Origin of the sequence: uncultured Pontibacter sp. (genome assembly GCF_947495565.1) — a bacterium.
Lineage (GTDB): Bacteria > Bacteroidota > Bacteroidia > Cytophagales > Hymenobacteraceae > Pontibacter.
Map to the genome: position 1 here is coordinate 224,739 of NZ_CANLZM010000006.1, position 21,318 is coordinate 246,056.

Annotated in this window: 19 protein-coding genes and 1 pseudogene; 15 read left to right on the forward strand and 5 right to left on the reverse strand. The window is 49.8% G+C overall.

The window, feature by feature from the left end; translation table 11 throughout:
• Window positions 1–48: 48 nt before the first annotated feature.
• Window positions 49–2,130 carry a hypothetical protein gene (locus Q1B04_RS10020; protein ID WP_299758673.1) on the forward strand — a complete coding sequence of 694 codons (2,082 nt, stop codon included), beginning with the start codon at window positions 49–51 and terminating at the stop codon, window positions 2,128–2,130.
• Between the two features lie 241 nt (window positions 2,131–2,371).
• The gene (locus tag Q1B04_RS10025; protein ID WP_299758674.1) at window positions 2,372–2,953 is read left to right on the forward strand and encodes a hypothetical protein; all 582 of its coding nucleotides are present in this window, start codon (window positions 2,372–2,374) and stop codon (window positions 2,951–2,953) included.
• A gap of 181 nt (window positions 2,954–3,134) precedes the next feature.
• Here Q1B04_RS10025 and Q1B04_RS10030 read toward each other — a convergent pair whose 3' ends face one another.
• Window positions 3,135–3,665 (reverse strand): hypothetical protein, encoded by a 531-nt coding sequence (locus Q1B04_RS10030; protein ID WP_299758675.1) that lies wholly within the window; start codon window positions 3,663–3,665, stop codon window positions 3,135–3,137.
• A gap of 306 nt (window positions 3,666–3,971) precedes the next feature.
• Between Q1B04_RS10030 and Q1B04_RS10035 the strand changes: the two are divergent.
• From Q1B04_RS10035 to Q1B04_RS10070, 8 genes and pseudogenes are all read left to right on the forward strand, one after another.
• Window positions 3,972–5,821, forward strand: a pseudogene (locus Q1B04_RS10035) (site-specific DNA-methyltransferase).
• Between the two features lie 2 nt (window positions 5,822–5,823).
• Complete coding sequence (locus tag Q1B04_RS10040) at window positions 5,824–8,163, forward strand: DEAD/DEAH box helicase family protein (RefSeq protein WP_299758676.1); 2,340 nt, start codon at window positions 5,824–5,826, stop codon at window positions 8,161–8,163.
• A gap of 10 nt (window positions 8,164–8,173) precedes the next feature.
• Window positions 8,174–8,389, forward strand: coding sequence for a DNA modification system-associated small protein (locus Q1B04_RS10045; protein WP_112306900.1), 216 nt, complete (start codon window positions 8,174–8,176; stop codon window positions 8,387–8,389).
• Between the two features lie 5 nt (window positions 8,390–8,394).
• Window positions 8,395–10,392 (forward strand): AAA family ATPase, encoded by a 1,998-nt coding sequence (locus Q1B04_RS10050; RefSeq protein ID WP_299758677.1) that lies wholly within the window; start codon window positions 8,395–8,397, stop codon window positions 10,390–10,392.
• A gap of 4 nt (window positions 10,393–10,396) precedes the next feature.
• The gene (locus tag Q1B04_RS10055) at window positions 10,397–11,980 is read left to right on the forward strand and encodes a DUF87 domain-containing protein (RefSeq protein WP_299758678.1); all 1,584 of its coding nucleotides are present in this window, start codon (window positions 10,397–10,399) and stop codon (window positions 11,978–11,980) included.
• 26 nt (window positions 11,981–12,006) lie between these two features.
• Window positions 12,007–13,122, forward strand: coding sequence for a Fic family protein (locus Q1B04_RS10060; protein ID WP_299758679.1), 1,116 nt, complete (start codon window positions 12,007–12,009; stop codon window positions 13,120–13,122).
• A gap of 184 nt (window positions 13,123–13,306) precedes the next feature.
• Window positions 13,307–13,441 carry a hypothetical protein gene (locus tag Q1B04_RS10065; RefSeq protein ID WP_299758680.1) on the forward strand — a complete coding sequence of 45 codons (135 nt, stop codon included), beginning with the start codon at window positions 13,307–13,309 and terminating at the stop codon, window positions 13,439–13,441.
• A 152-nt stretch (window positions 13,442–13,593) separates the two neighbouring features.
• On the forward strand, window positions 13,594–14,595 hold the full coding sequence (locus Q1B04_RS10070) for a beta family protein (RefSeq protein ID WP_299758681.1): 1,002 nt from the start codon (window positions 13,594–13,596) through the stop codon (window positions 14,593–14,595).
• On the opposite strand, the gene Q1B04_RS10075 is transcribed toward Q1B04_RS10070, so the two are convergent.
• From Q1B04_RS10075 to Q1B04_RS10090, 4 genes are all read right to left on the reverse strand, one after another.
• A complete protein-coding gene (locus tag Q1B04_RS10075; protein WP_299758682.1) occupies window positions 14,579–15,160 on the reverse strand; it encodes a sce7726 family protein in 582 nt (193 codons plus the stop codon). The genes Q1B04_RS10070 and Q1B04_RS10075 overlap by 17 nt on opposite strands.
• A gap of 230 nt (window positions 15,161–15,390) precedes the next feature.
• Window positions 15,391–15,807, reverse strand: a complete 417-nt coding sequence (locus Q1B04_RS10080) for a helix-turn-helix transcriptional regulator (RefSeq protein WP_299758683.1) — start codon at window positions 15,805–15,807, stop codon at window positions 15,391–15,393.
• Window positions 15,808–16,150: 343 nt separating this feature from the next.
• Complete coding sequence (locus tag Q1B04_RS10085) at window positions 16,151–16,498, reverse strand: hypothetical protein (protein ID WP_299758684.1); 348 nt, start codon at window positions 16,496–16,498, stop codon at window positions 16,151–16,153.
• A complete protein-coding gene (locus Q1B04_RS10090) occupies window positions 16,489–16,767 on the reverse strand; it encodes a helix-turn-helix domain-containing protein (protein ID WP_299758685.1) in 279 nt (92 codons plus the stop codon). The genes Q1B04_RS10085 and Q1B04_RS10090 overlap by 10 nt, the downstream gene beginning before the upstream one ends.
• A 370-nt stretch (window positions 16,768–17,137) precedes the next feature.
• On the opposite strand from Q1B04_RS10090, the gene Q1B04_RS10095 reads away from it, so the two are divergent.
• The 5 genes from Q1B04_RS10095 (at window position 17,138) to Q1B04_RS10115 (ending at window position 21,007) form a co-directional block, all read left to right on the forward strand.
• Window positions 17,138–17,500, forward strand: coding sequence for a hypothetical protein (locus Q1B04_RS10095; RefSeq protein WP_299758686.1), 363 nt, complete (start codon window positions 17,138–17,140; stop codon window positions 17,498–17,500).
• Window positions 17,497–17,895, forward strand: coding sequence for a hypothetical protein (locus tag Q1B04_RS10100; protein ID WP_299758687.1), 399 nt, complete (start codon window positions 17,497–17,499; stop codon window positions 17,893–17,895). The genes Q1B04_RS10095 and Q1B04_RS10100 overlap by 4 nt, the downstream gene beginning before the upstream one ends.
• Window positions 17,896–18,018: 123 nt before the next feature.
• The gene (locus Q1B04_RS10105) at window positions 18,019–18,543 is read left to right on the forward strand and encodes a BfmA/BtgA family mobilization protein (protein WP_299758688.1); all 525 of its coding nucleotides are present in this window, start codon (window positions 18,019–18,021) and stop codon (window positions 18,541–18,543) included.
• On the forward strand, window positions 18,540–19,340 hold the full coding sequence (locus tag Q1B04_RS10110) for a DUF5712 family protein (RefSeq protein ID WP_299758689.1): 801 nt from the start codon (window positions 18,540–18,542) through the stop codon (window positions 19,338–19,340). Before Q1B04_RS10105 ends, Q1B04_RS10110 begins: the two co-directional genes overlap by 4 nt.
• The gene (locus tag Q1B04_RS10115) at window positions 19,337–21,007 is read left to right on the forward strand and encodes a type IV secretory system conjugative DNA transfer family protein (protein WP_299758690.1); all 1,671 of its coding nucleotides are present in this window, start codon (window positions 19,337–19,339) and stop codon (window positions 21,005–21,007) included. The genes Q1B04_RS10110 and Q1B04_RS10115 overlap by 4 nt, the downstream gene beginning before the upstream one ends.
• The last annotated feature ends 311 nt before the right edge of the window (window positions 21,008–21,318 follow it).

Below are 21,318 nucleotides of genomic sequence, written 5' to 3' on the forward strand. Positions count from 1 at the left end.
CGCATACTCCATTATTTAATATCATCTAACAGGAAACAAACATTAAGCGTGGTCACAGAATTAAAAAAGCAATCATTTCGCTTAGCCGCGGTACTCTATGCCGACAACAACTACGAAGTCACCCCCAGAACGATTCATAAGAAGATAATCGAGTCCGCCCTGCTGGACGTAGGCGGTAAGGAATTGAGCGTACACAGCATTATTGATCACATACAGGAGAACTACAGCATAGATTTCGATGAGGGCGAAGTTGCTTCCATAGTTCTTAACGAGAAGGAAGACAGCTTTCTCGCGAACGAGAGAGGCGGCACTATCTATGTTAGCCTGACGGAGAAAAGGCGGTTGACCTTGCATGCGAAGCTTTCGGGAAGGAACATCGACTTTTTCATTGAGCAGTTCGTAAGGGAGAGCAGCGACATTCCTGCCGAGGCAAACGTCAAAGATTTGCTGTACAGGTTCCTTTACGAGCTTCTTAACACTAACATCACAAGTTTTAAAAAGCTTCTGGAGAAGGATAAAGCGGTAGATGACTTAATAGGCGTTGAATCGAATCGCTACTCTGCCTCTGAAAGGAGCATAATAAATGACTTCCTTTCTTGGAATAACGACGAGAAGAACAAGGCAGTATTTGATATTGCCAGCTATGCACTCGAATACTGCATGCTCACCAACAACAGCCATGGTGCGGCTGTACATCTTTCCTCGCTGAGGAACAAAATTTTCTATCTCGATACTAATGTGGTCTTTAGGGCCTTGGGCATCAACGGAGCAGACAGGGAGAAGCGGACGCGTACCTTCCTTAGGAAATTCATGGACGCAGGTGAGAAGCTGGTAATCTCTAAGTTCACTGAAGCCGAGTTCAAGGAAAGTGTTAGGTTCTATGTCAACAAGTTGAGGAGGTACCCTGTCAAAAATCTCAACCCAGAGATCCTTAACCAGAAGCACTTCAGGAGCCTGCGCAGCTTCTACGATTACTACCACCAATGGCGCATTGGGAGGGTCAACGACAGCCACGATTTGTTTGAAGCCTATGTCCTGGGCCACTACGACTCGTTCAAGAAAGACTTTGCAATTGAGGTAGACTACAAAATACCCTTCGACCTGTCCGAGGAGAAGACGGCCAAGGTTATCGCTGAAATCGCCAACGATATATCGAGCTTTAAAACGGCCGAAGGCGTCAGTCACGGCTACGACAGCAGCTACACCGATGCCTGTAACGTACACCTAGTCAATGTAAAACGGGACGACAACAACATCAACCTATTTGACTCCAAGTACTACTTCATCTCAACTGACCAGATGCTCAGAAGATGGGACTACTACCGCACCAGTGTCACGCCGATTGTCCTGCTGCCGAGTCAGTGGCTAAGCATCGTGCTCAGGTATGTCTCGAGAAGCAGCGACGATTTCCGAAGCTTCGTCAGTTTTTTGAACCTGCCGAACTCGGAGCAGGCGATAGACAGCGAAAAGCTGCACATCGTGCTAGCGGGCATTAGTGAGATGACAACCAATTACATGCAGCAGAAAATGCTGGTCAATTCGCTTGTACAAAGCAAGTTTGAAGGCATACTGGACAACGGGGCCGAAGGTGACGAGATACTGGAGCGAACGAAAGACTTCGCTAAGTCCGCACTTGAAAGAGAGCTGGAGAATATCACAGTCCAGAATGCCGAGCTTACAGGCCAAATGGCAATCCAGCAGGAAGAGGCAGAGGGCAAATTATCCGACTTGGCATCAGTGGCAGCGGCAAGAGAAAGAAAAATCCAAGAAAAGGAGCAGGAGAATCAAGAGCTGAAAGACAAGCTAAAGCGTAATTTTGTGAGGGAAAGGTTTATTAAGTGGCAATCTTCGGCTTATTGGTCTCTTTTGTTCGGAGTTATTATCATATTGTTCACTGTTCTACAATTCGTTCTGAGTGAGTGGGAGTACAACTACCCTGCTATGCTTGTCAAGTGGGTCGACGGGCTGGAAAGCGAGACAAAGCAAACCTCCTTAAGAGCGTTGCTTTATGCTCCGATCTCATATCTTATTGTGACATTTAATCTGTGCTATCACAGGCTCTGGAGCGCAGAAAGCAAACAAGCAAAAATAAAGGAGCTGGAAAGCTCCTTTGATTTCAAGGATCTTTAGCGCTTGGGCGGTGTCATCAGCTAATATAGCGCACAATAAAGTAAATTAACGATAACTTTCAATAATGGATAAGGATAGGTACTATATCGCCACACAAGGCAATGACGACGAGGCGTACAGAGAGGCAATGGCTTTTGCTTGCCGCCTCGCCGAGGAGTATCCCGAGATTAAAAAGGTTATTCTACTGGCTCACACCAAGCAAAATGTTGGATGGCTGGAAAGACTATTCGGGAATGACACCGTGAAGAAACTTTTCACAGGGACTAAATTCAAAAACTGCACACCGCTGTTTAAAATAGAGACCCTCAGAACCTACAGCGGGGGCTACACACCAGAGGAAGCGGTGATCACGCTTGGGCTAGACTCGGAAGAAGTGCTCAAAATAGACGGTTACCGTTCCATTAGGGCAATCATCGCCATACCTTGGAGCCAGGAAGGGCTTGCCAAGTGGGTGCAGACCTGGAGCCCTATTGAGCTTAGGGGAAATCAGCAGACAGAGGCTTCTCACCCTGAGCCTTCATGCGTGGTGAAAGTGGCCATGGAGTCGCTAACAGCTACAATCAATAGGACAACCGGCATAAACCACCCCTCAGATGAAGAGAGGGCTAAGACTTACATCAAAGCGCTACACAAGTATGAACCGAAGCTAAACGCCGACGAGATAGGTTCCTACCTCGTCGGCAAGCTAGGATGGAAGGCGCAGCATGCTAAAGACGTGGAGAAGTTGATTAACACATTGAACGAAGGGCGATTCTTTCGAGGTGGGCAAAAAACAGGCCTTCAGCTTCATTACAAAAAGTGGAAAGAGAAGTGTAAAGGGTAATTTAGACATCCTAATATATAGAAATAGCACCATGAAGTTTCTTAAAGATACATCATGGTGCTATTTCAACTCATTGAGTAAGTGCCCACAGAATGAAAAGTGTTAGTCTTTCCTAGGTGGCGGAGGCGGGTTCTTCATCTTTGGAACACTTCCCTTTACTTCCCCATTGGGCATGCTTGTCTTAACAGACGATTTCGGGCTTGGTGACTGCTTTGCCATTAGTTGAATGATAAGTAGTTATATACTGATTCGTTAATCTATCTGCCTTTTCTTCTAGCTTTTTATAATGCTTGATATTTAAGGTATTATCAAGCTGCTCGATCTGGACCCACTCTTTATTCCTTAGCTTAAAGAAAGCTTTTGATGCGTCACTCTCAGAAAGATCGCCATTGCTGTAGGCTACCCAGAGCTGCTCTATCTTATTAAGGTACTTTATGTACATTGTCCGCAAGTCACAGACTTTTTGAATCTCTTCTTCAGTCCTGAAAAGCAGATTTTCAATCATAGATAGCACTTGCATTACAGCAATAATGCCACAGGCAATCCCGGCAATAGGTTTCCAAATAGCCCAACCAAGCGCTCCACTACTAGATAGAACTAATGTCAGGATTTTAAAAGTGCGTCTTAAGTATTGTTGTAGCGAAATGTACTGGGCGAGGTAGGTTTCTCCGAACTTTACCTGAACCAGTTCATACCAAATTTTCTCCTCCATCGCTCCCGTAGGCTTTCTTATATATATATTTTATAATATAAATATATAAAACTTTAATTAAATTAACATCATCATATATTTAGTGCGCTACGGCGGCAAGAGGAAATTTTAAAGCAACCTGCTTACTACAGGTTTAGCCAAGCACTTCAACATTCCATAGCCCTAAAACATTGATATTTTATTATATTTGGCAACAGATGGTGCAACACGGGCTACGGCCTTGCGCACTGGCTATACTTGCTAAAACATAAACCTATATTCCACCACCGGCTAGCCCGCTGGAAACCGAGAAGTTGGACATACCTGATGAGAAAAGACGAGAAACACGAGCTGATAAACAAACTCAAAAGCCTGGAGAGCCTGAGCACCGACGAGCGCAGCTACCTGATTGATTTGCTGAACCAGAAAAAGTACGGACTGGTGTGGGAAGACAAGCCTGAGGACGTGGAGGAACAGCTGCGCCAACACTTGCCTGTATTGGAGGAAGTGGCTGCGAAAGCCATTGTAAACGGAGAAGAAAACCCCAACCATATCCTAATAGAAGGCGACAACCTGCACGCCCTAACGGCCCTTACCTTTACCCACGAAGGCAAGGTTGACGTCATCTACATAGACCCGCCCTACAACACCGGCAATAAGGACTTTAAGTATAATGACAGCTTCGTGGACCGCGAAGACAGCTATCGCCACAGCAAATGGCTAAGCTTTATGCACAAACGCCTCGAGCTGGCCAAGTGCCTTCTTTCTCCCAAAGGTGTTATTTTATAAGTATAGATGACAATGAGCAGGCTCAGTTGAAGTTGCTTTGTGACGAGGTTTTTGGAGAAGAAAATCTAATTTCAAAATTTATCTGGAGGACAGATGGCAACTTTGATAATCAAGCACAAATCAAAAACTGTCATGAATACATTCTTAGCTATTGTAAGCTGAAAGATGGATTCAAGGTTGGTGCAGTTATCGATCCTAATGTGAATGAGGATAGTAAACTATTTAAAGATATCATTCAAAATACAATAGTAAAGAACGGTCCTAAAAATCCTGAAAGTGAAGTTACAGTTCCTGCTGGCTTTCCATGTTTGTTTGAGAAAGGAGTTATTAAGAAAAGAAGTGATAAGTATCCTTTCTATACAAGTGATGTCGAAGTAGAAAATTATAAAACTAAAAATGCAGTAGTTGTAAAAAGTGGATGGTCATCAAAAGCACTTTTTGAGTTATACATCAAAAATCACTTCATTCCGGTCTTGGATACCAAAAACCAGTTAACAGATTTTAAGATTTCTGAAACAGGATCAATTGAAGCAATCAAAAAAAGAGCTGACCAAAACCATATTGTCTCAGTGCTGATGAACATGGGTAATACTCAAAGCAATAGTAATAAACTATTGGAGATGGGCATCAAATTTTCATATCCTAAACCTGTTACGCTCATAAGTTTCATTGTGAGTTTAGTCAAAGAATCTACATTTACTATCCTCGACTTCTTTGCCGGCTCTGGTACCACACTGCACGCCACTATGCAGCTCAACGCCGAAGACGGCGGCAGGCGGCAATGTATACTAATTACCAACAACGAGAACAATATTTGCGAAGAGGTAACCTATGAGCGCAATAGGCGCGTGATACAAGGCTATACCAATGCCAAAGGCCAGGAGGTGGCGGGGCTCAACCAAAATAACCTGCGCTATTATAAGAGCGGCTTTGTACCCAGCATGGTTACTGAGCCTAACAAACGCCTGCTTACCCAGCGTAGTACAGAGCTGCTTTGCATCAAAGAAGACTGCTATACTGATCTAACGGAGGCGAACGGCTTTAACCCGGCCCAATGCCGCCTGTTTAGCAACGGCAAAGGCAAGCATGTAGCCGTGGTATACCACAGCCGCCAGCAAACCGAAGTATGCGAGCAGCTTATCGACTACATCAAAGGTTTGCAGAACCTGGCAGAGCCTGTGCGTCTCTACGCCTTCAGCCCCGAGAAAGAAACACTGGCCGAAGACTTTTGGGAGGTAGCCGACAGAATAGAAGCCGTTCCCTTGCCAGAGGCCATCTACAATGCTTACAAAGCCACTTTCCGGGTACTAAAGCTGGGCAGAAAGGCCCCTGCCGCGCCAGTAGCCGAGGCTGCCGAAGCTGATCTTTTTGCCACCACCCAAGCCTAAGCATGTATATACTCAAAGAATTTCAGGAGAAAGCAGTTGATAAACTACTCTCCCACACCTACGAGGCATTGGGTCAGCCAGCCCGGCAAGTCCCTATACTTTTAGAGGCCCCTACCGGCTCCGGCAAAACCGTTATGATGGCCTCCTTCCTGGAGCGGTTCACAGATGAGCTGCCCTTGCAGCCCGGCCTTCACAATAACGTGGCTTTTATCTGGTTTGCGCCCAACACGCTGCACATCCAGAGTTTCCAGAGCCTGCAGCAGCTCTACGCCGATACCAGCAAGCTCAACTGCATCGACCTGAGCAACCTGAGCGCCAGCCCAGTACTCCACCCCAAAGACCTGCTCTTCGTAAACTGGAGCAGCTTAGACAGCCTAAAAAAAATCTGGCGACGCGAGAACGAGACCAGCACCAACCTGGAAACCCTACTGGAGAAAACCCGCGCCAACAGCACTAAAATTATCTTGGTGATTGACGAGGCACACTTGGCTGCCTTCTCTGGCGCCCAGGCTATAGCAGTGCGCAACTTAATAAAGGCCGAGATAGAGATACTGGTTACGGCCACACCGGCCACGCGCCCGCAGCGCAGCGTGTTCATTTCGCGGCAGGAAGTGGTAAGCGAGCAGATGATCAAAAAAGGGGTGCGCCTGAATATCGGCCTGGACCCCGATCAACAAAACGGCGAGAACGTGCACGTGCATCTGCTGCGAACCGCTTTTGCTAAAAAGGAAGAACTCAAAAAACTGTATGAAGCCGAGCTGGGGCCGAATAAAGTAAATCCGCTCCTACTCATCCAGCTTCCCTCCGACAATGCCTCCCTCAGTGCAGAAGATAAATCTATCCGCGACACACTGGTGGGCCTGCTCGACATGGAGTATGGCATCAGCACTTCCAACGGCAGACTGGCTGTATGGCTATCTGGTGAGAAAGACAAAGACGGGTTAGAAGAGCCTAACGGGTTTCAGGATGTGCTGATCTTTAAGCAAGCAATTGCCCAAGGGTGGAACTGTCCGCGTGCTGCCGTACTGGTAAGCTACCGCACCGTGCAGAGTCCGGATTTTGGAGTGCAGACGGTGGGCCGCATCCTGCGCATGCCGCACCAGCGACATTACCAAGCGGATGATTTAAACTACGGCTACGTGTACACCAACATCGAAAGCAGCCGCATCAATCTGGTGCCTACCGATACCGATTTCTTTCTGCCGCAGTATGCCGAGCGTGTAAAGCAGGAAAACCTACTGTTCGACACGCTTGCTTCAGCCACAATCATCAACGACCGCCCATCCAAAGGTGTGCTAAGCTCCGCTTTTGAGACAGTGTTCTTTAACCTGATGGAGCAACGTTTCGGGGTAAGGCAACTCCCCGACCTCAACCTGTTCACTCCTCAAGCGGCGGAGCAGATTGAGCAACAGAGCGCCAATAATAGGCAGGCATTCCGGCAGAACCTCTGGGAGTTTGATATAGATGAGCATCAGATAATAATACCCACCGATATTGAGCTGGACCCTTACGAGGTGAACGCTATTGTGCTTGAGACAAACCAGGTGCAGCGCTTTGCCATTACCGTGGCCGAGTTCAAAACTATGTTTGACCGCTTCAGCTATGACAACATCACCCGCCTGAACCGCTCCAAGAGCTGGAAAAAGCTGCGTGAAACACTCCTGCACTTTGCTGAATATTACCTAGGGCTTTTTGAAACGGACGCCCGTAAGTTTTACCTGTACCCGCAAAACAAAGCCCTGCTGGTGCCACTTATTGCACAGGCGCTCGAACGTTTTGAGGCTTGGCAGGCCGCGCGAGGTAACGAGCACCGCCGTGTGGAAACTAAAGCTTGGGAAGTGCCGGAACTACGCTACTACAGCGAGGTTTACGTGCACGCGGATGCGGTGCACCATGCCTTGGAACCTTTCTTTGAGTACATAAACGCCTCTGACCCGGAGCAGCAATTCAAAGGATTTTTGACACAGCATGCCGCTAGTATTGATTGGTGGTACAAAAACGGAGATCAGGGCAAAGAGCACTTTGCGGTGCCTTACACAAACCTACAGGGGGAACTTGCCTTATTCTATGTAGATTTCATCGTCAAGTTCAAGTCCGGCAGGATCGGCCTGTTCGATACCAAAACAAAACGGTCTGATCAGGAGGCGCCTAACAAGCACAATGCCTTGGTGGCGTACATGGAGCAAGAAAATGCCGCTAACCCGGATCGCCAGCTTATTGGTGGTGTCCTGATACGGGAAGAGCTTGGCGGTGTGATAACCTTCCGGTACTGCTCCAACAGGATAGAAGATACAAATGACTTAACTGGTTGGAATTTTTTAAACCCTGCCGAACTGGCATAACCTTAAACTGATGGCCCGAAAAGGATTAGATACCACATTTGTGCACTACGGCATCCGCAAAGAGGATGTAAACATGATAGAAGCCCTTTGTACTGAGCATCAGCTCGATTTTGACTGGGTAAAGGAGGAGGTTCTTAAAAGCTTCCATGACCGCAAGATCAGCAATAAGGAGATGGACGAAAAGGCCATTGAGAAAATCATCGAGAAAGCCTTAGCTAAATTGTAGAAGCCATGCTCATTAAGCGTATCAAAGCCCGCAACTATAAAACTTACCTCAACCTGGATCTGAACATAGCTGTGCAGCCAGACAGGCCTATCATATTGATAGGAGGAGCAAACGGAGGCGGTAAAACCACTTTTTTCGAGGCTATTTATGGTGCCTTATACGGCCTGCACATCAATACCTCCACAGAGTTCAAACAGCTGCTCAACGCTGGTGCTATTGGCAAAGAGGAAGAACGTATTACGCTGGAGCTGCACTTTAGCGGGCTGGTAATCAACCAGGAGCAACAGTACGTGCTCACACGCACCTATGTTCTGAACCCCGAAGGAAAGCCAGTGGAGAGTGTGAAGCTGAACATGAACGGCAGCATTTTCCAGTACGGCACGGCTACGCCCTATGCGCAGCGTGTGGAGCAGGAGGCCCAGGTAAATAAGATCATCAAGGCCAACCTCCCTAAAGAACTAAGCCGATACTTCCTGTTTGATGCCATGGAGGCCGGGAATCTGTTGAAGGAAGACCAGCTAAACCGGGTGATTCGGGAGAACATAGAAAACGTGATGGGCTTTAACAAATATATGAGCCTGTCCAGAGCGTCTGAAAACCTGCTGCAGCAATTTACTGCTCAGCGCCTGCAAATCGAGAACGAGAAAAAGGAATACCTGGCCTTGCTAGAGCAAAAGAAAGCGAAGGAAGCAGAGACGCACCATTTACAGGAGCAATTGGAGCAGGCCCTGGAGTACTCGGTGAGTAACAAACACCTGTACGAGAGCCTGAAGACTGGCATGAACCAGGAGGAAACGCTTAAGAGTAAGATTGAGCAGGCTAAGGCACAGGTAGAGTCCATCCTCCGCAAAGAAAACCTGTACCACTCGGAGGTAGACGAGTTTGTCAAAAACATAGAGTCGCATGTGGCGCTCCCAAAACTGGCAGCATCGCTGAAGCAGGAAGTGGCGCTTATTTTTAAGAAAAATACTGAATTGCAGCAGCCTAGCAAAAAGGCGAGTCCCGAACTGGTTGAGAAAATTGTATCCAAGATAGCCGACTACCTACAACAGCAGGAACTATGGGCAAACACGCTGTCCGTCAGCGATCTGGTGAAGTATGTGATGGCATCTGAAAAAGGCAACTCAGAAAACAATGAGTATGGATTTTTGGAGCAGTCAGAACTTAAATCGCTGGAGCAACTGGTTAATAGTTCTTATAAGAACACTTTTCCCGCACTGTTTCAGCAGCAGCTTGAGCTAAACCTTTCTATACCTCAGATAGACATGCTACAAACTCAGGCTGAGCAAATGAAGGCACAAATTGCCGGAAGCGACTATACTTTACTAAAGCACTACGAAGACAACGAAGGCCGCATCAAGCAACTGGAGCTACAACAGAAACAGCTAAGTGATGAGCTGAAACAGATAGAAAAGCGCCTGCACCAGTACGACATACAAACGGGCCATGAGCCCGATCCAAAATATGATACCTTGCAAAAGCTGCGTCCGTTTTTCGAGGATACTGCTAACCAGTTGCTTAAGGCTAAAAAGCAGCAGATTGAGGCAAAAATGAAAAATGACTTAAACCTTAACTTGGCTGCCTACCGTGATGTGATTGACAGAGTAGAGCTGTCGGAAAATCTGAAAGATCTTACCTTTAAAATTTACCACAAGGCGGGCAACGAGATATACCTGAACCAACTGAACACTGCCTCCAAGCAAGTGGTGGTACAGGTACTGCTCAAAGCTTTGCACGAGTATGGTGACTATGACCCACCTGTGATGATTGACACTGTGATGGGCGTACTGGATGAAACAAGCCGCACCACGCTTCTGGAAAACTACTTCCCCCAGCTTTCGCACCAGACGATCCTTCTGAGCTCCGACAGTGAAATCCGCCCTGAAAAGGACTTGGCTAAAATTGAGGCTTACGTTTCGAAGGTGTTCACACTGCAGCGTGACAGGGAAGAACAGTGTACGCAGATTTCAGAAGGTTACTTTGGTAAAACGATAGAAGACTAAGGCGATGATCTTATTTAATAATATCAAAATAGCGGAAGGTATCCACGAACTTTTAGGCACCTTAAAAGAGCGTGTAGAGGAGCAGGTGAGCCTAAAGAAGTGGCATGAGCAGAAGGCTGTGTCAATTTCTCAGAACATGCTGCTGCGTATCAGCTTCATCGCCGGCCTTTCAATGGCCGATAAGCGCGAAGAACAGGAGATACTGGACATGAAGCTGACAGCCAACGGCACCATGCATGACACGGTTTTTCAGCGTAACAACCTGCAACCCCTGTGGTCGGCAGTGCTTAAGTTGCGGTATCAGCAAACTGGCATCGACATAGAGAATCCCAGTACGATGCGCAAGATTGTGAACTATGAGGTAAAGCGCGGAGCGGAGTTCTTGCTTCACGGCGATAACCTGAGTAGCTGGCTAAATGCACAGGTAAACCAAAGTGCCCAGAATACCTATGGCAGTATTCCTAACCTGAGTCTGCAAATCGGCCATTACGAGGATGACCTGGAGGCGCACCTGGACCTTAACTCAACCAATATCACCAACACGCAAATTCTGATTGCGGGCACCACCGGTTCTGGAAAGTCCAACACACTGGCAGTGCTGATCCACGAACTTCGTTCTATTTCCATCGATACTTCTTATCCAGTTAACTTCCTGCTATTCGACTATAAAGGAGAGTTTTCAGACCCTGCCAACAATGATTGGCTGCAGCTTTTTGAGGTGGATAGAGCAGCAATTCTTGACCCTATTGTCTCTCCGCTACCTTTCAACCCCTTTAAAGATTTTAGGGGCAAGACACAAAATGAGATCAACCTCTACTCTACCGAACTATCCAATGCCTTGATGGCCATTGATAGCACTCGCATCAGCGCCAACATGAACAACCGTTTGGCAGAGGCTATCATTAAGGCGTACAAATTGAATGGTAATGCGCCCATTGATTTTGAGCAGATACTAAAAGCCTACAATAGCCTGCGCCCTGACAAAAAGCAGGACGAGGATGACAGTATCAGCTCTGTGCTGAAACAACTGATCCGAAGTAACCTTTTCATAAAAGAGGATCGGCTTGACCTGGTGCAGGAAAGCCTCATTATCAAAATGGATGGCTTTCCAAAGGAGGGACCTATTGCCAAAGCTATCGTTTACTTTATTATCTCTAAGCTCAATACGCTTTACGAAAAGCTTCCTAAACAGGCAGTGGAGAATGATTTAGTTGAGCTTCGTCATTTCACCATCATTGATGAGGCACATTACATGCTAGGTTTTGATAACAAGCCTCTCCGTGACCTGATTGCGGTTGGCCGTAACAAAGGGCTAAGTATTATACTTGCTACACAGAACATGGACAGCTTTAAGAGCGAGCACTTTGACTTTTACGCCAATGCGCAGTACCCACTTATCATGAAGCAGCAATCTATTAATGACGGAGTTATAAAGGATCTGTTTGGGGTGTCCGGCGGTGAGTTTCAGGAGATAAAACAAGCCATATCCGGGCTTCAAAAGGGAGAGATCTTACTGAAGAACCCAACTGCCATTGCGCTTGGTATGGGCAAAAAGTATAAAAAGATCAAAGTAAGTCACCTTATCTAAAAACACTATATTTTCTCAATTTAGCCATGTGGCAGCCAACTGATTTACCTGTTCCCATTGAAGTAGAGACAAAAGCTGTCTTAAAGCAGGCTACGACAGCTCACCGTTATCTGGCTGAGCTGAAGGGAGTGGCCGCAACCATTCCCAATGAGCAGATACTGATCAGCACGCTTACGCTGCAGGAAGCACGGGATAGTTCGGCTATCGAGAACATCATTACTACCCAGGATGAGTTGTTCAAAGCCGAACTGCAGGCAGGCTACGCCCTAAGCACTGCTACAAAGGAGGTGCAGAACTATGCCACTGCTTTACGAGAAGGATTTGAAGCTGTGCGTAGGAATAAAATCCTAAGCTTCAGTCATATCCTTAGGATTCAACAGGAACTTGAGCAGAACAACGCTGGCCTGCGCAAGTTGCCAGGCACGGCGTTGAAAAATGCCAAAACGGGTGAAACGGTCTATACGCCTCCGCAGCACCCAGACCAGATAGAGCACTTGATGCATAACCTCGTCCAGTATATTAATGATGATGAGGTATCGGATGTCGATCCGCTGATCAAGATGGCTATCATCCACCACCAGTTTGAGAGCATCCATCCTTTCTATGACGGGAACGGCCGCACCGGACGTATCATCAACATCCTGTACTTGGTATGTAAGGACCTGCTGCAACTACCTGTGCTATACCTTAGCCGCTATGTAGTGGAAAATAAGGCAGATTATTACCGCCTACTGCAGCAGGTACGCGACACAGGTGACTGGGAGGCATGGCTTTTGTTCATGCTTAAAGGAGTGGAAGAAACGGCCAAGGAGACCATCGAGATGGTGAAAAGCATTAACCTCCTCATGCAGCAGTACAAAAAAAGAATTCGTACGGACCTGCCAAAAATATATAGTCAGGATCTGCTCAACAACCTATTTAAGCACCCCTATACTAAGATTGAGTTTGTGATGAAGGACCTCATGCTGGAGCGGAAAGCCGCTGCCCGGTACCTGAACGCGCTTGCTGATTTAGGATTGTTACAAAAAGAAAAGGTAGGCACAAGCAATTACTACCTGAACCTCCCCCTGATCGAGATCTTTGTGAATGCCAAGGAGCAATATACATCCACCACTCCTGTTATAGGCACGCAAGATTCTTAAATGTACCAAGAATACTGTTTCTTGGTACATAGCGTTGACTATGTGTACCAAGAATATCAATTTCTGGTACATATGAAAGCTGGTGTGTCCCAAAAAGACCTATGTTCCACTCACTACTGGTCACCAACAAGCTTACATAATTGATACTGAATCACCAAGAACAAAAAAGGGAAAAGCAGCCGGGATGATAGCTGGAATAATTGCTTTTGCACTAACCTCCTACGGGGTTCAACTGCTTTTCAGAACAGACCTGGAAGCTGAAATAAAGAGTGCAGCAGAGGAAGTAAACCAGCAAACGGAGCAGACTGCCGAAGATTGAACTATAAAATCAAAACCACCCGTAGCGGGTGGTTTTTTTTTATCACCTGCCCCTAAGCACCTCTTTTCAAAAACGGTGTTAAGGGCTCTTATTATTACTATATATTGCTTATATTGTACTTCAATCTTTCCAAGTATAAAGCAAACCTTTTTATGAAAAAGTATTATCCTATTCTTAAGTCTAAAGACGGCGAAGTTAAAGCTCTCAGTACGCTCACAGCAAGTGACAAACTTCAGGTTGAACCAGTTATTGAAGTTCTTCCCGATAATATGGAAGCTGTATTAAGTAACCTACCACCTATCTGGTCTTTCGAAGGAAATTCAGTATTAGTGGACGCTTCTTACTATTTCCTGTCAAACTCTAATATTGACGTTTTCATTGATTTTTTGGAGAAGCTTTTAAGCGCCAATGTTAATGTTGTGCCTGTAGTAGAGTTTGAGTCTCCAGATGATTACATAAACGAGATTGCTTCATTTATACAGCATTACAAGACAAAAGTGTGCATTAGAGTTCAGAAACAATTCTTGAAGCCAAACATCATTAACAGTTTACTTCCAGATTTGCTCAACACGCTCAACACATCACCTGATAACACATACCTGCTACTAGACCTGCACTATATAAATAAAAGCACCTATTCAAATTCAGCTGCTCAACTTTCTCTGACCCTTCAATCAATTCCTAATACCTATGATTGGCACAGAGTTATTATTGCAGCTGGATCATTCCCAGCTGACCTTAGTGATTTTGCCCCAGATACCGTAAGCCCGATCGAGAGATATGAATGGACTATATGGCAGTCGCTAAAGAGCCTTCCTTTTGTAAACTCTTTGTTCTATGGAGACTATGGCATAAAAAACCCGATCCATAACGATCAAGGCTTCCAGGGAACATCTAGCGTAAAATACACTACAGAGGAAAGCTTTGTTATCTACAGAGGAATAAAGCCAGGAAACCATAGATTGGGCAACGGCCAATACCATGAAAAATGCAGGCAACTAATAATTGACTCACATTATGATGGGAACATCTTTTCCTGGGCGGATGGTGAGATGTATGACTGCGCACATCGAACTAGTAAACCGGGAAATGCTGGTACATGGGTTAAAATTGGGCACAGCCGTCACATTTCAAAGCTTATAAGTCTACTTTGAATATCTCAGGTTTCCAGTTCTTTCTAGCTTTTAACTTACTTCGGACGAGCTCGGAGATAAGTTTCTTATCAAGAGCTTCGGAAATTATCTCACACATTGTCCATATCCGGAAACTCTTTTTAAAAGGAATGCTGTAAGCTTCAAGAATAGTTATAAGCTCTTCTTTCCAGAGCATTTTGAGCAAGAAGAATGGTTCAATCAAACCATTCTTCTTCGCTCTTTTAACTCGTTTGAATTTTACTTTATCTCTTGTACTGTAGCATAAGTAAATACCTACCCACTCAGGGACAAGTTCCTGCACATGCTTTAAATGTTTCTCCTCAGTTACAACTGTCAAGTAATCTAACACTTTAGAATAGCCAGCTATCTGCCCTTCCAATCGTCCTAAAGTGTCAACTGAGCTCTTAATTTCAAAGCCATGCAAGCTACAATTTACAACAGCAACATCAATTCTGGCTCCTGTGCATGAGAAATCAAGCTCATCTACAACCTTAGATGCACCATCACAATAGTATTTTGCTAGCTTCTCTTTCTTTAGAGCCACTCTTATATCATAGTCGCGCATACCTTCAATTTACAAATGAAAGCAAAATTAAAAAATCTACCATTATGAGCGATCTTATGTTTTGGTTAGTGTCACTAGCCCACTTCCCTAATTGTATCTTTATTTCACCTCCTTACTTGCTCTTTTACAGTAAAATAGATAGCAGCTTCGAGCACGTTTGGATTGGAACAGAGACTTATCTTTGATACGCGAAGGCAATTATTAAGAGGTTATACAATGCGAAAACCTTGCTATTTTTCTTTAATTATCCGTTCCAACAACTCTACCTTATCGCGCTCACTCTGAAGAAGGCGTTCATAAAGCTTCTTATTTTCATCCATTACCTCAATCAATTTATCCAAAGGATTAAAAGTACATTGATTAAAATTGCCTTTTCCTGCAGAAGCATGATCGTGCATATGTTCAATATGAAACATGTCACCATCTTCCCTAAAATTTTTAATTGCTTCAGCTGAGACACCTAAAGCTTTTGCGATCCTTTCCAACGTGACGTCATCCACCTCTTCTTCCTGTTCAATGCGGGAAATGTTCTGCTGTGTGGTACCTAGTTCAGTGGCAAGAGCGGCTTGCTTCACGCCCAAAGCAGTACGCATTCTGCGGACGTGGTCGCCCAGGTGGATCGGTCGTTTTCTGGCTGCTGTTTCCATAATATTAATTTACGAATTTCTTCTTAAAATACCAATTAATAAGTTCTTGTTTTTCACAAGCAAAATATTGTTTATCACAAGTGCACTACCTTGCTTTCCAGCGTAGCGTAGCGTAACTTGTCCTTAGCCACTTGGATCTCCAGTCAGCTAAACAACCGCTATAAAGATAGAAGGTATTCAGAGCATATCAAAAGCGGGCAATCCTTGCTTGTCCTCCCGCTGACTACCAAAGCACATTCAGGTTTCCCCTCCTGGAGTGTAGAGACCGGGAGAATGCGGCAGCACCTTCGCATCCTCCCGGCAGGCATTCGGTTATGCTATAATGAGTTAGCCCGTTCACAGTTCAATTCCAGGAAAAACCCAGCATCATTGCCGTTGCGTCGCCGGCTATATCGGTTGCTACTCCCTCCTTCGCCAGGGGCCTGATGCACACGAGGCTTTTGGAGGAGGGATCGTAAGAGGGCAGGTAGTAGAGGTAGCCCCACCTGTCCAGCTCCCGGAGGCAGCGGTGGTACGTGGTGCGGGACCTGATGCGCGCCCATGCCATCACCTCTTTCCTGTTCACCCGGAAAGCCCCGCCGCCCCGGCTTTGGACCAGCAGGGCCATGTAAAGGTTCAGGTGCGGGCGGCGCAGGCGCCTGTCCCCTCCCGCTTTCCTGTAAAAGCCCGTCAGTTGCGCACTTACCTCCATGAGCTCACCTCCTTCCCGTTCAGCAGCCGGGAGATGTCCTCCTGGCGGTAGTAGTGGGTGCCCCCGACCTTGACCGAGGGCAGCGTGCCCTCCACCCGCAGCTTCTGCAGCGTGGAGGGGGAGACCTGGAGCATGCGCCGCACCTCGGCGGACTTAAGCACCTTCTTCGGCGCCTCGGAATGCTGCTTTCCAATGAGCTTTGTCAGGTCCTCGAGCAGCTGCCGGTGAAAGGCTTGCAGGTCCTGCTTGGTGATGATTTCTACGGACATCGTCTTAATGTTTTGGTTATAGAGTGAAGTTGCCCCCTTTTCTCCTTCCCTTTTCACAAGTTGAACCCAACTTGTGAAAAACAATTTTACCGGGTAAAAAACAAGGAGGTGAGCTCCCCACCAGCCTTATACCTCACCAGATTCGCCTGAACCTGGCTGTTTCCGCGGAAAAACAGCCCAATCCCCCTTATCCCATCCAAAGAGCCACTGCCTCGACCATTTTGCCCAATACGGTGGTGCCTTGTGAACAACCTTTGCCATTCCCCCTCACCTTTGAGGGGAGCCAGAAAAGGAAAGCTGCTATGACGCAGGGGATGTCCCTACTGCCGCTTCCTGCATTGCCGAGTCATAACTTTAAAAGACCATACTTATGGAAACCAACCTCAACGAGTCGAAAAGTCCGGCAGGCGGAGCCCAACAGCGGGACCGCATGATTGTAGGAGAAACCCCCTACGAGCGCATCTGCCGAAAAGCCGAAGAGGCGAGTACGGCCGCACTCGAGTGGCTCATCAAAGGGACCGCGGGAGCGCAAACTTTTGCAGCCTTGTCCCCAACCAAGCACGCCGCCTTCGACGCGCTCAAGGGCCTTGCCCTCCAGCTCAGCCTGCTGGGCCTACAGGCAAGGCAAGAGGGGCCGAGCCCTGTCGAGCCAGAGTGCGAGCAGACCCTGGACGAGATCATCCGCCTGCTCGCTGTCCTCAACGATTCAGATAAGGAAAGCGATCCGGCATGAGGCCCTACCCTGCCATCGCTCCTACTACAGCGCAGGAAAGACACCAGGCGCTGCTGGCGCCTCTCTCCACCACACGACCATCCACACGCCCTTTGCTATGTTCTTACCCTCACACCTTCCTTGTTCCTAGCCAGCTTTCCTGCAGGGTAGCTCTTGCCGGCAAGCAACGCACCCCGGCCTCGGGCGAGCCTAGGGCCGCCCTGCCCGTGGCGCGAAGCAAGCCTGCAGGAGCGGCGGGTCCCGGGGGAGCTTTTCCGCCGGGCAAGCAACGCCCCTCCCCCCGCTCAAAGCCAGCGGGGCTGTCTTTTCCGGGAGGCGGAGCGAAGCAAGCCCGCCGGAAAAGAGCAAGATGGAACAGGACTGGCGTCCGGTTCAATCTTGCCCTGCGGGGCTAAAAGGCCTCCAGCCGCCGGGAAAGCGGGGTTACCGGGAGCGGGCCTGCCGTGATGTTTACAGAACGGCTATAAACAGAAAGCTAACTAACTGATTATTAACAACGACATATATAAAAAACGCTTATGAAGACAGTCGGAATACCCGAGGCCGTGCACGCCCGGCTCAAGCGCTACTGCGCCCGCCACGGCCTGGGCCTGGGCGAGTGCATCGCCGCCTCGCTCACCTACTTCGAGAAACACGGCCTCAACCCTGTGACCCACGAGAGCCCCGCGGCCGAGATGAACCGGCTCATCAAGCGGGTGGACCAGGTCATCGCCTTCATCCGCAAGCAGGAGAGCGATTTGCTCAGGCCCATGACCGAGGCCGTGAGCCTGAGCGAGGCCCGCATCGAGCAAAGCCTGGACACCGTGGCCACGGCCCAGCAGCTGCAGCTCCTCGAGGAGCACCTGGCCAACCTGGTCCGGCAACTTAATACTGTGCTGCCGGCCGCCGCAGCCGCCAGGGCGGCCACCGAGCGACTCCTGGAGGCGCACGCGAGGCGCGAGCTGGAGGCGCTGCAATTGCTGGGCCGCCTGGTGGACGCCAAGAACAAGAGCGGCTTTTTGCAGGACCTGGCCAAACTCTACGGGGAAGGAGGCCAACCGTGAACATCAAGATCCTCGGCGGGGGCTCAGGGACCTACGCCAACCGGGGCAGCAGCGCCGCCCTAGTGAACTACCTCCAGCACGAGGACCTGGAGCGCCTACGGGAGGGGCAGGCCGCCGAGCCCTTCTTCGACCAGGAGCGCGAGAGGGTGAGCGCCCGGGAGGCCGTCTACCGGCTCGACCACAACAAGGGGCAGCTGGGGAAGAACGACGCCAAGTTCTACGCCCTGATCGTCAGCCCCTCAGAAAAGGAGCTTAAGCACATGGGCACCACCAAGGAGGAGCAGGCCCGGGCGCTCAAGGCTTACGTGCGGGAGCAGGTGCTGCCGGCCTACGCGGCCAACTTCAACAAGGGACTGGACGCGAAGGACATCCTCTACTACGGCAAGGTGCACCACGAGCGCGACGGGCAGACGGGGCGGGAGGAGATGCACGCCCACCTCATCGTCTCGCGCAAGGACATGGCAAACAAGGTCAAGCTCAGCCCCATGACCAACCACCGCGCCACGGGGAAGGGTGCCGTGCGGGGCGGCTTTGACCGGGAGGCCTTCGTGAGCGCCTGCGAGGAGCGGTTCGACCGCCAGACGGGCTACCAAAGGGAGCAGCAGGAAAGCTTCGCCTACTGCCATGCCCTCAGGAAGGGGAGCGTGGAGGCGATCCGGCAGCAGGCCCGGGAGAGGGTGGCGCTGGAGGCGCAGCGGAAAGAGCTAGAGAAGCAGGCGGAGAGAATGAAACAGCAGCAGGAGCAAAAGCAGGCGCAGGAGCTAGGACGCAGGCAAAACAGGGGGATCAGGCGATGAGAAAGGGACACCTAAGAGACTACAGAAGCTGCGGCTGCCTGGCCCTGCTGCTCCTGCTTGCCGGCATGGCCCTGTTCCCCGTGCTCGTATATCAGCAACCCGCCGTGGCGGGCGGTGTGGTGCTGGCCGTAGGAGCCTCACTCGCAGGCATCGCCGCCTACGGGCTCTACAGGCTTATTAGGTACTTACAGGGAAAGATGGACCGGAATGGGCTAAGCCTGAGGGCTGACAGGCACCCCTACAGCCTGGAGCTGGCTACCACCAAAGGGCCGATCCGGCTCTACAACCCCTTTCGGGGAATACTGGTCGTGGGCGCTGCCGGCAGCGGCAAGAGCGAGAGCATCGCCCTGCCGCTGATGCGCGGCTTTGCCCAAAAGGGCTTCAGCGGGATCATCTACGATTTTAAGTTCCCCAGCCTGACAGGGGACATGCACAGCTTCCTGGCCGCGCAGGGAAACCCGCTGCCCCACTACTTCCTTAACTTCCACGACCCGCTCCGCTCCTACCGCGTTAACCCCCTGCACCCGCGCTACCTGCCCCACACGGGCTACGCGCGCGAGTACGCCACGGCCATCGTCAGCAACCTGATGCGGGAGAGTATCCGAAGACCCGACTTCTGGACCCGCAGCGCCACCGACCTACTCACCGCCTGCATCTGGTACCTGCGCTCCGAGCACCCGGACCTGTGCGACCTGCCCCACGTGCTGGCCCTGGTCACCAGCCCGGACGAGGCGCTGCTGAAGACACTGCGGCAGAACGAGCAGTGCGCGCAGATGACCGTTTCCATCCTGTCAGCCATGGAGCGGGGGGCGGAGAACCAGGTGAGCGGCGTGGTGGGCACCCTGCAGGGGGCGGTGGCGCAGCTCAACACGCCCGAGGTCTGCTACCTCTTCGGGGGCGACGACTTTTCCCTGGATATCAACGACCCCAAGAACCCCATTGTCCTCTCGCTGGGGAGCCACCCGAGCCTTGCCGGCACCTACGCGCCGCTGTGCAGCCTGGTGATCACCGTGGCCACCCGACTGATGAACCAGCCGGGCAAGCACCACAGCTTCCTGCTGCTCGACGAGGGGCCGACGGTGTTTATCCCCCACCTGGAGCTGCTGCCCAATACGGCCCGAAGCAACCGCGTGGCCACCGTGTTCATGTGCCAGGACCTGGCGCAGCTGGTGGACATGTACGGCACGGAGAAGGCGGACGTGCTGAGCGCGGCCCTCAACAGCCACTTCTACGGCAGGGTGAGCAGCAGCAAAACGGCCCGCTTCATGTCCGAGCAGTTCGGCCGCTACGACCAAGTCTACACTACCTCGAGCACGAGCCGCAGCTGGCGCCAGTGGCTCGGGGGCAACGTGGGGAAAAGCGAGACGGTGCAGGAGCGCGACAGGATCAGGGCCAGCGAGTTCCTCCGGTTCCCCGTCGGCCGCTTCGCCGGCATCGCCGTGGAGAGCAACGCCGCTGAGTTCAACGCCCAGTTCCGGGTGCCGGCACGGCCGCCGCGGGTCCCACTCCCCCAGCCTACTGCAGCAGAGGGCGATATGCTGGAATACTACCGGCGGGTAAGGCGAGAGGTAAACAGCCTGCTTGTGGCCGTCGACGCGCCACAGAAGCCCTCACCGGGGAAACGGCACGGGCAGGACTCCGCCTCCCGCTTCCGGCTGGACGTGTGATGTGTTTCAACAGCTACAGTTCGCCCAAGCTCCGGCAAATCATCTTAATCTTAACCTCAAGCCCCACCTAAAAGACTGTTGGCATGTGGAAAACGCCCGGTGGGGTTTCCCACATGCCAACAGCACGGTGGTAGTGGTAAAGGCAACTGAAGAAAAGGAAAGAGAAAGAGCGGAGTCTGGAAGGCGCGCAGGCCAGAAGCCACTTCAACGCAAAAGTCCAGGGTCATTGGTGTTGGCGCAAAGGTAGGCCCCGGGCTGCCGGGGCGCCCAAAAGACTACGGCATAAACCCGCTAGGCCCGCCCGCGACCCA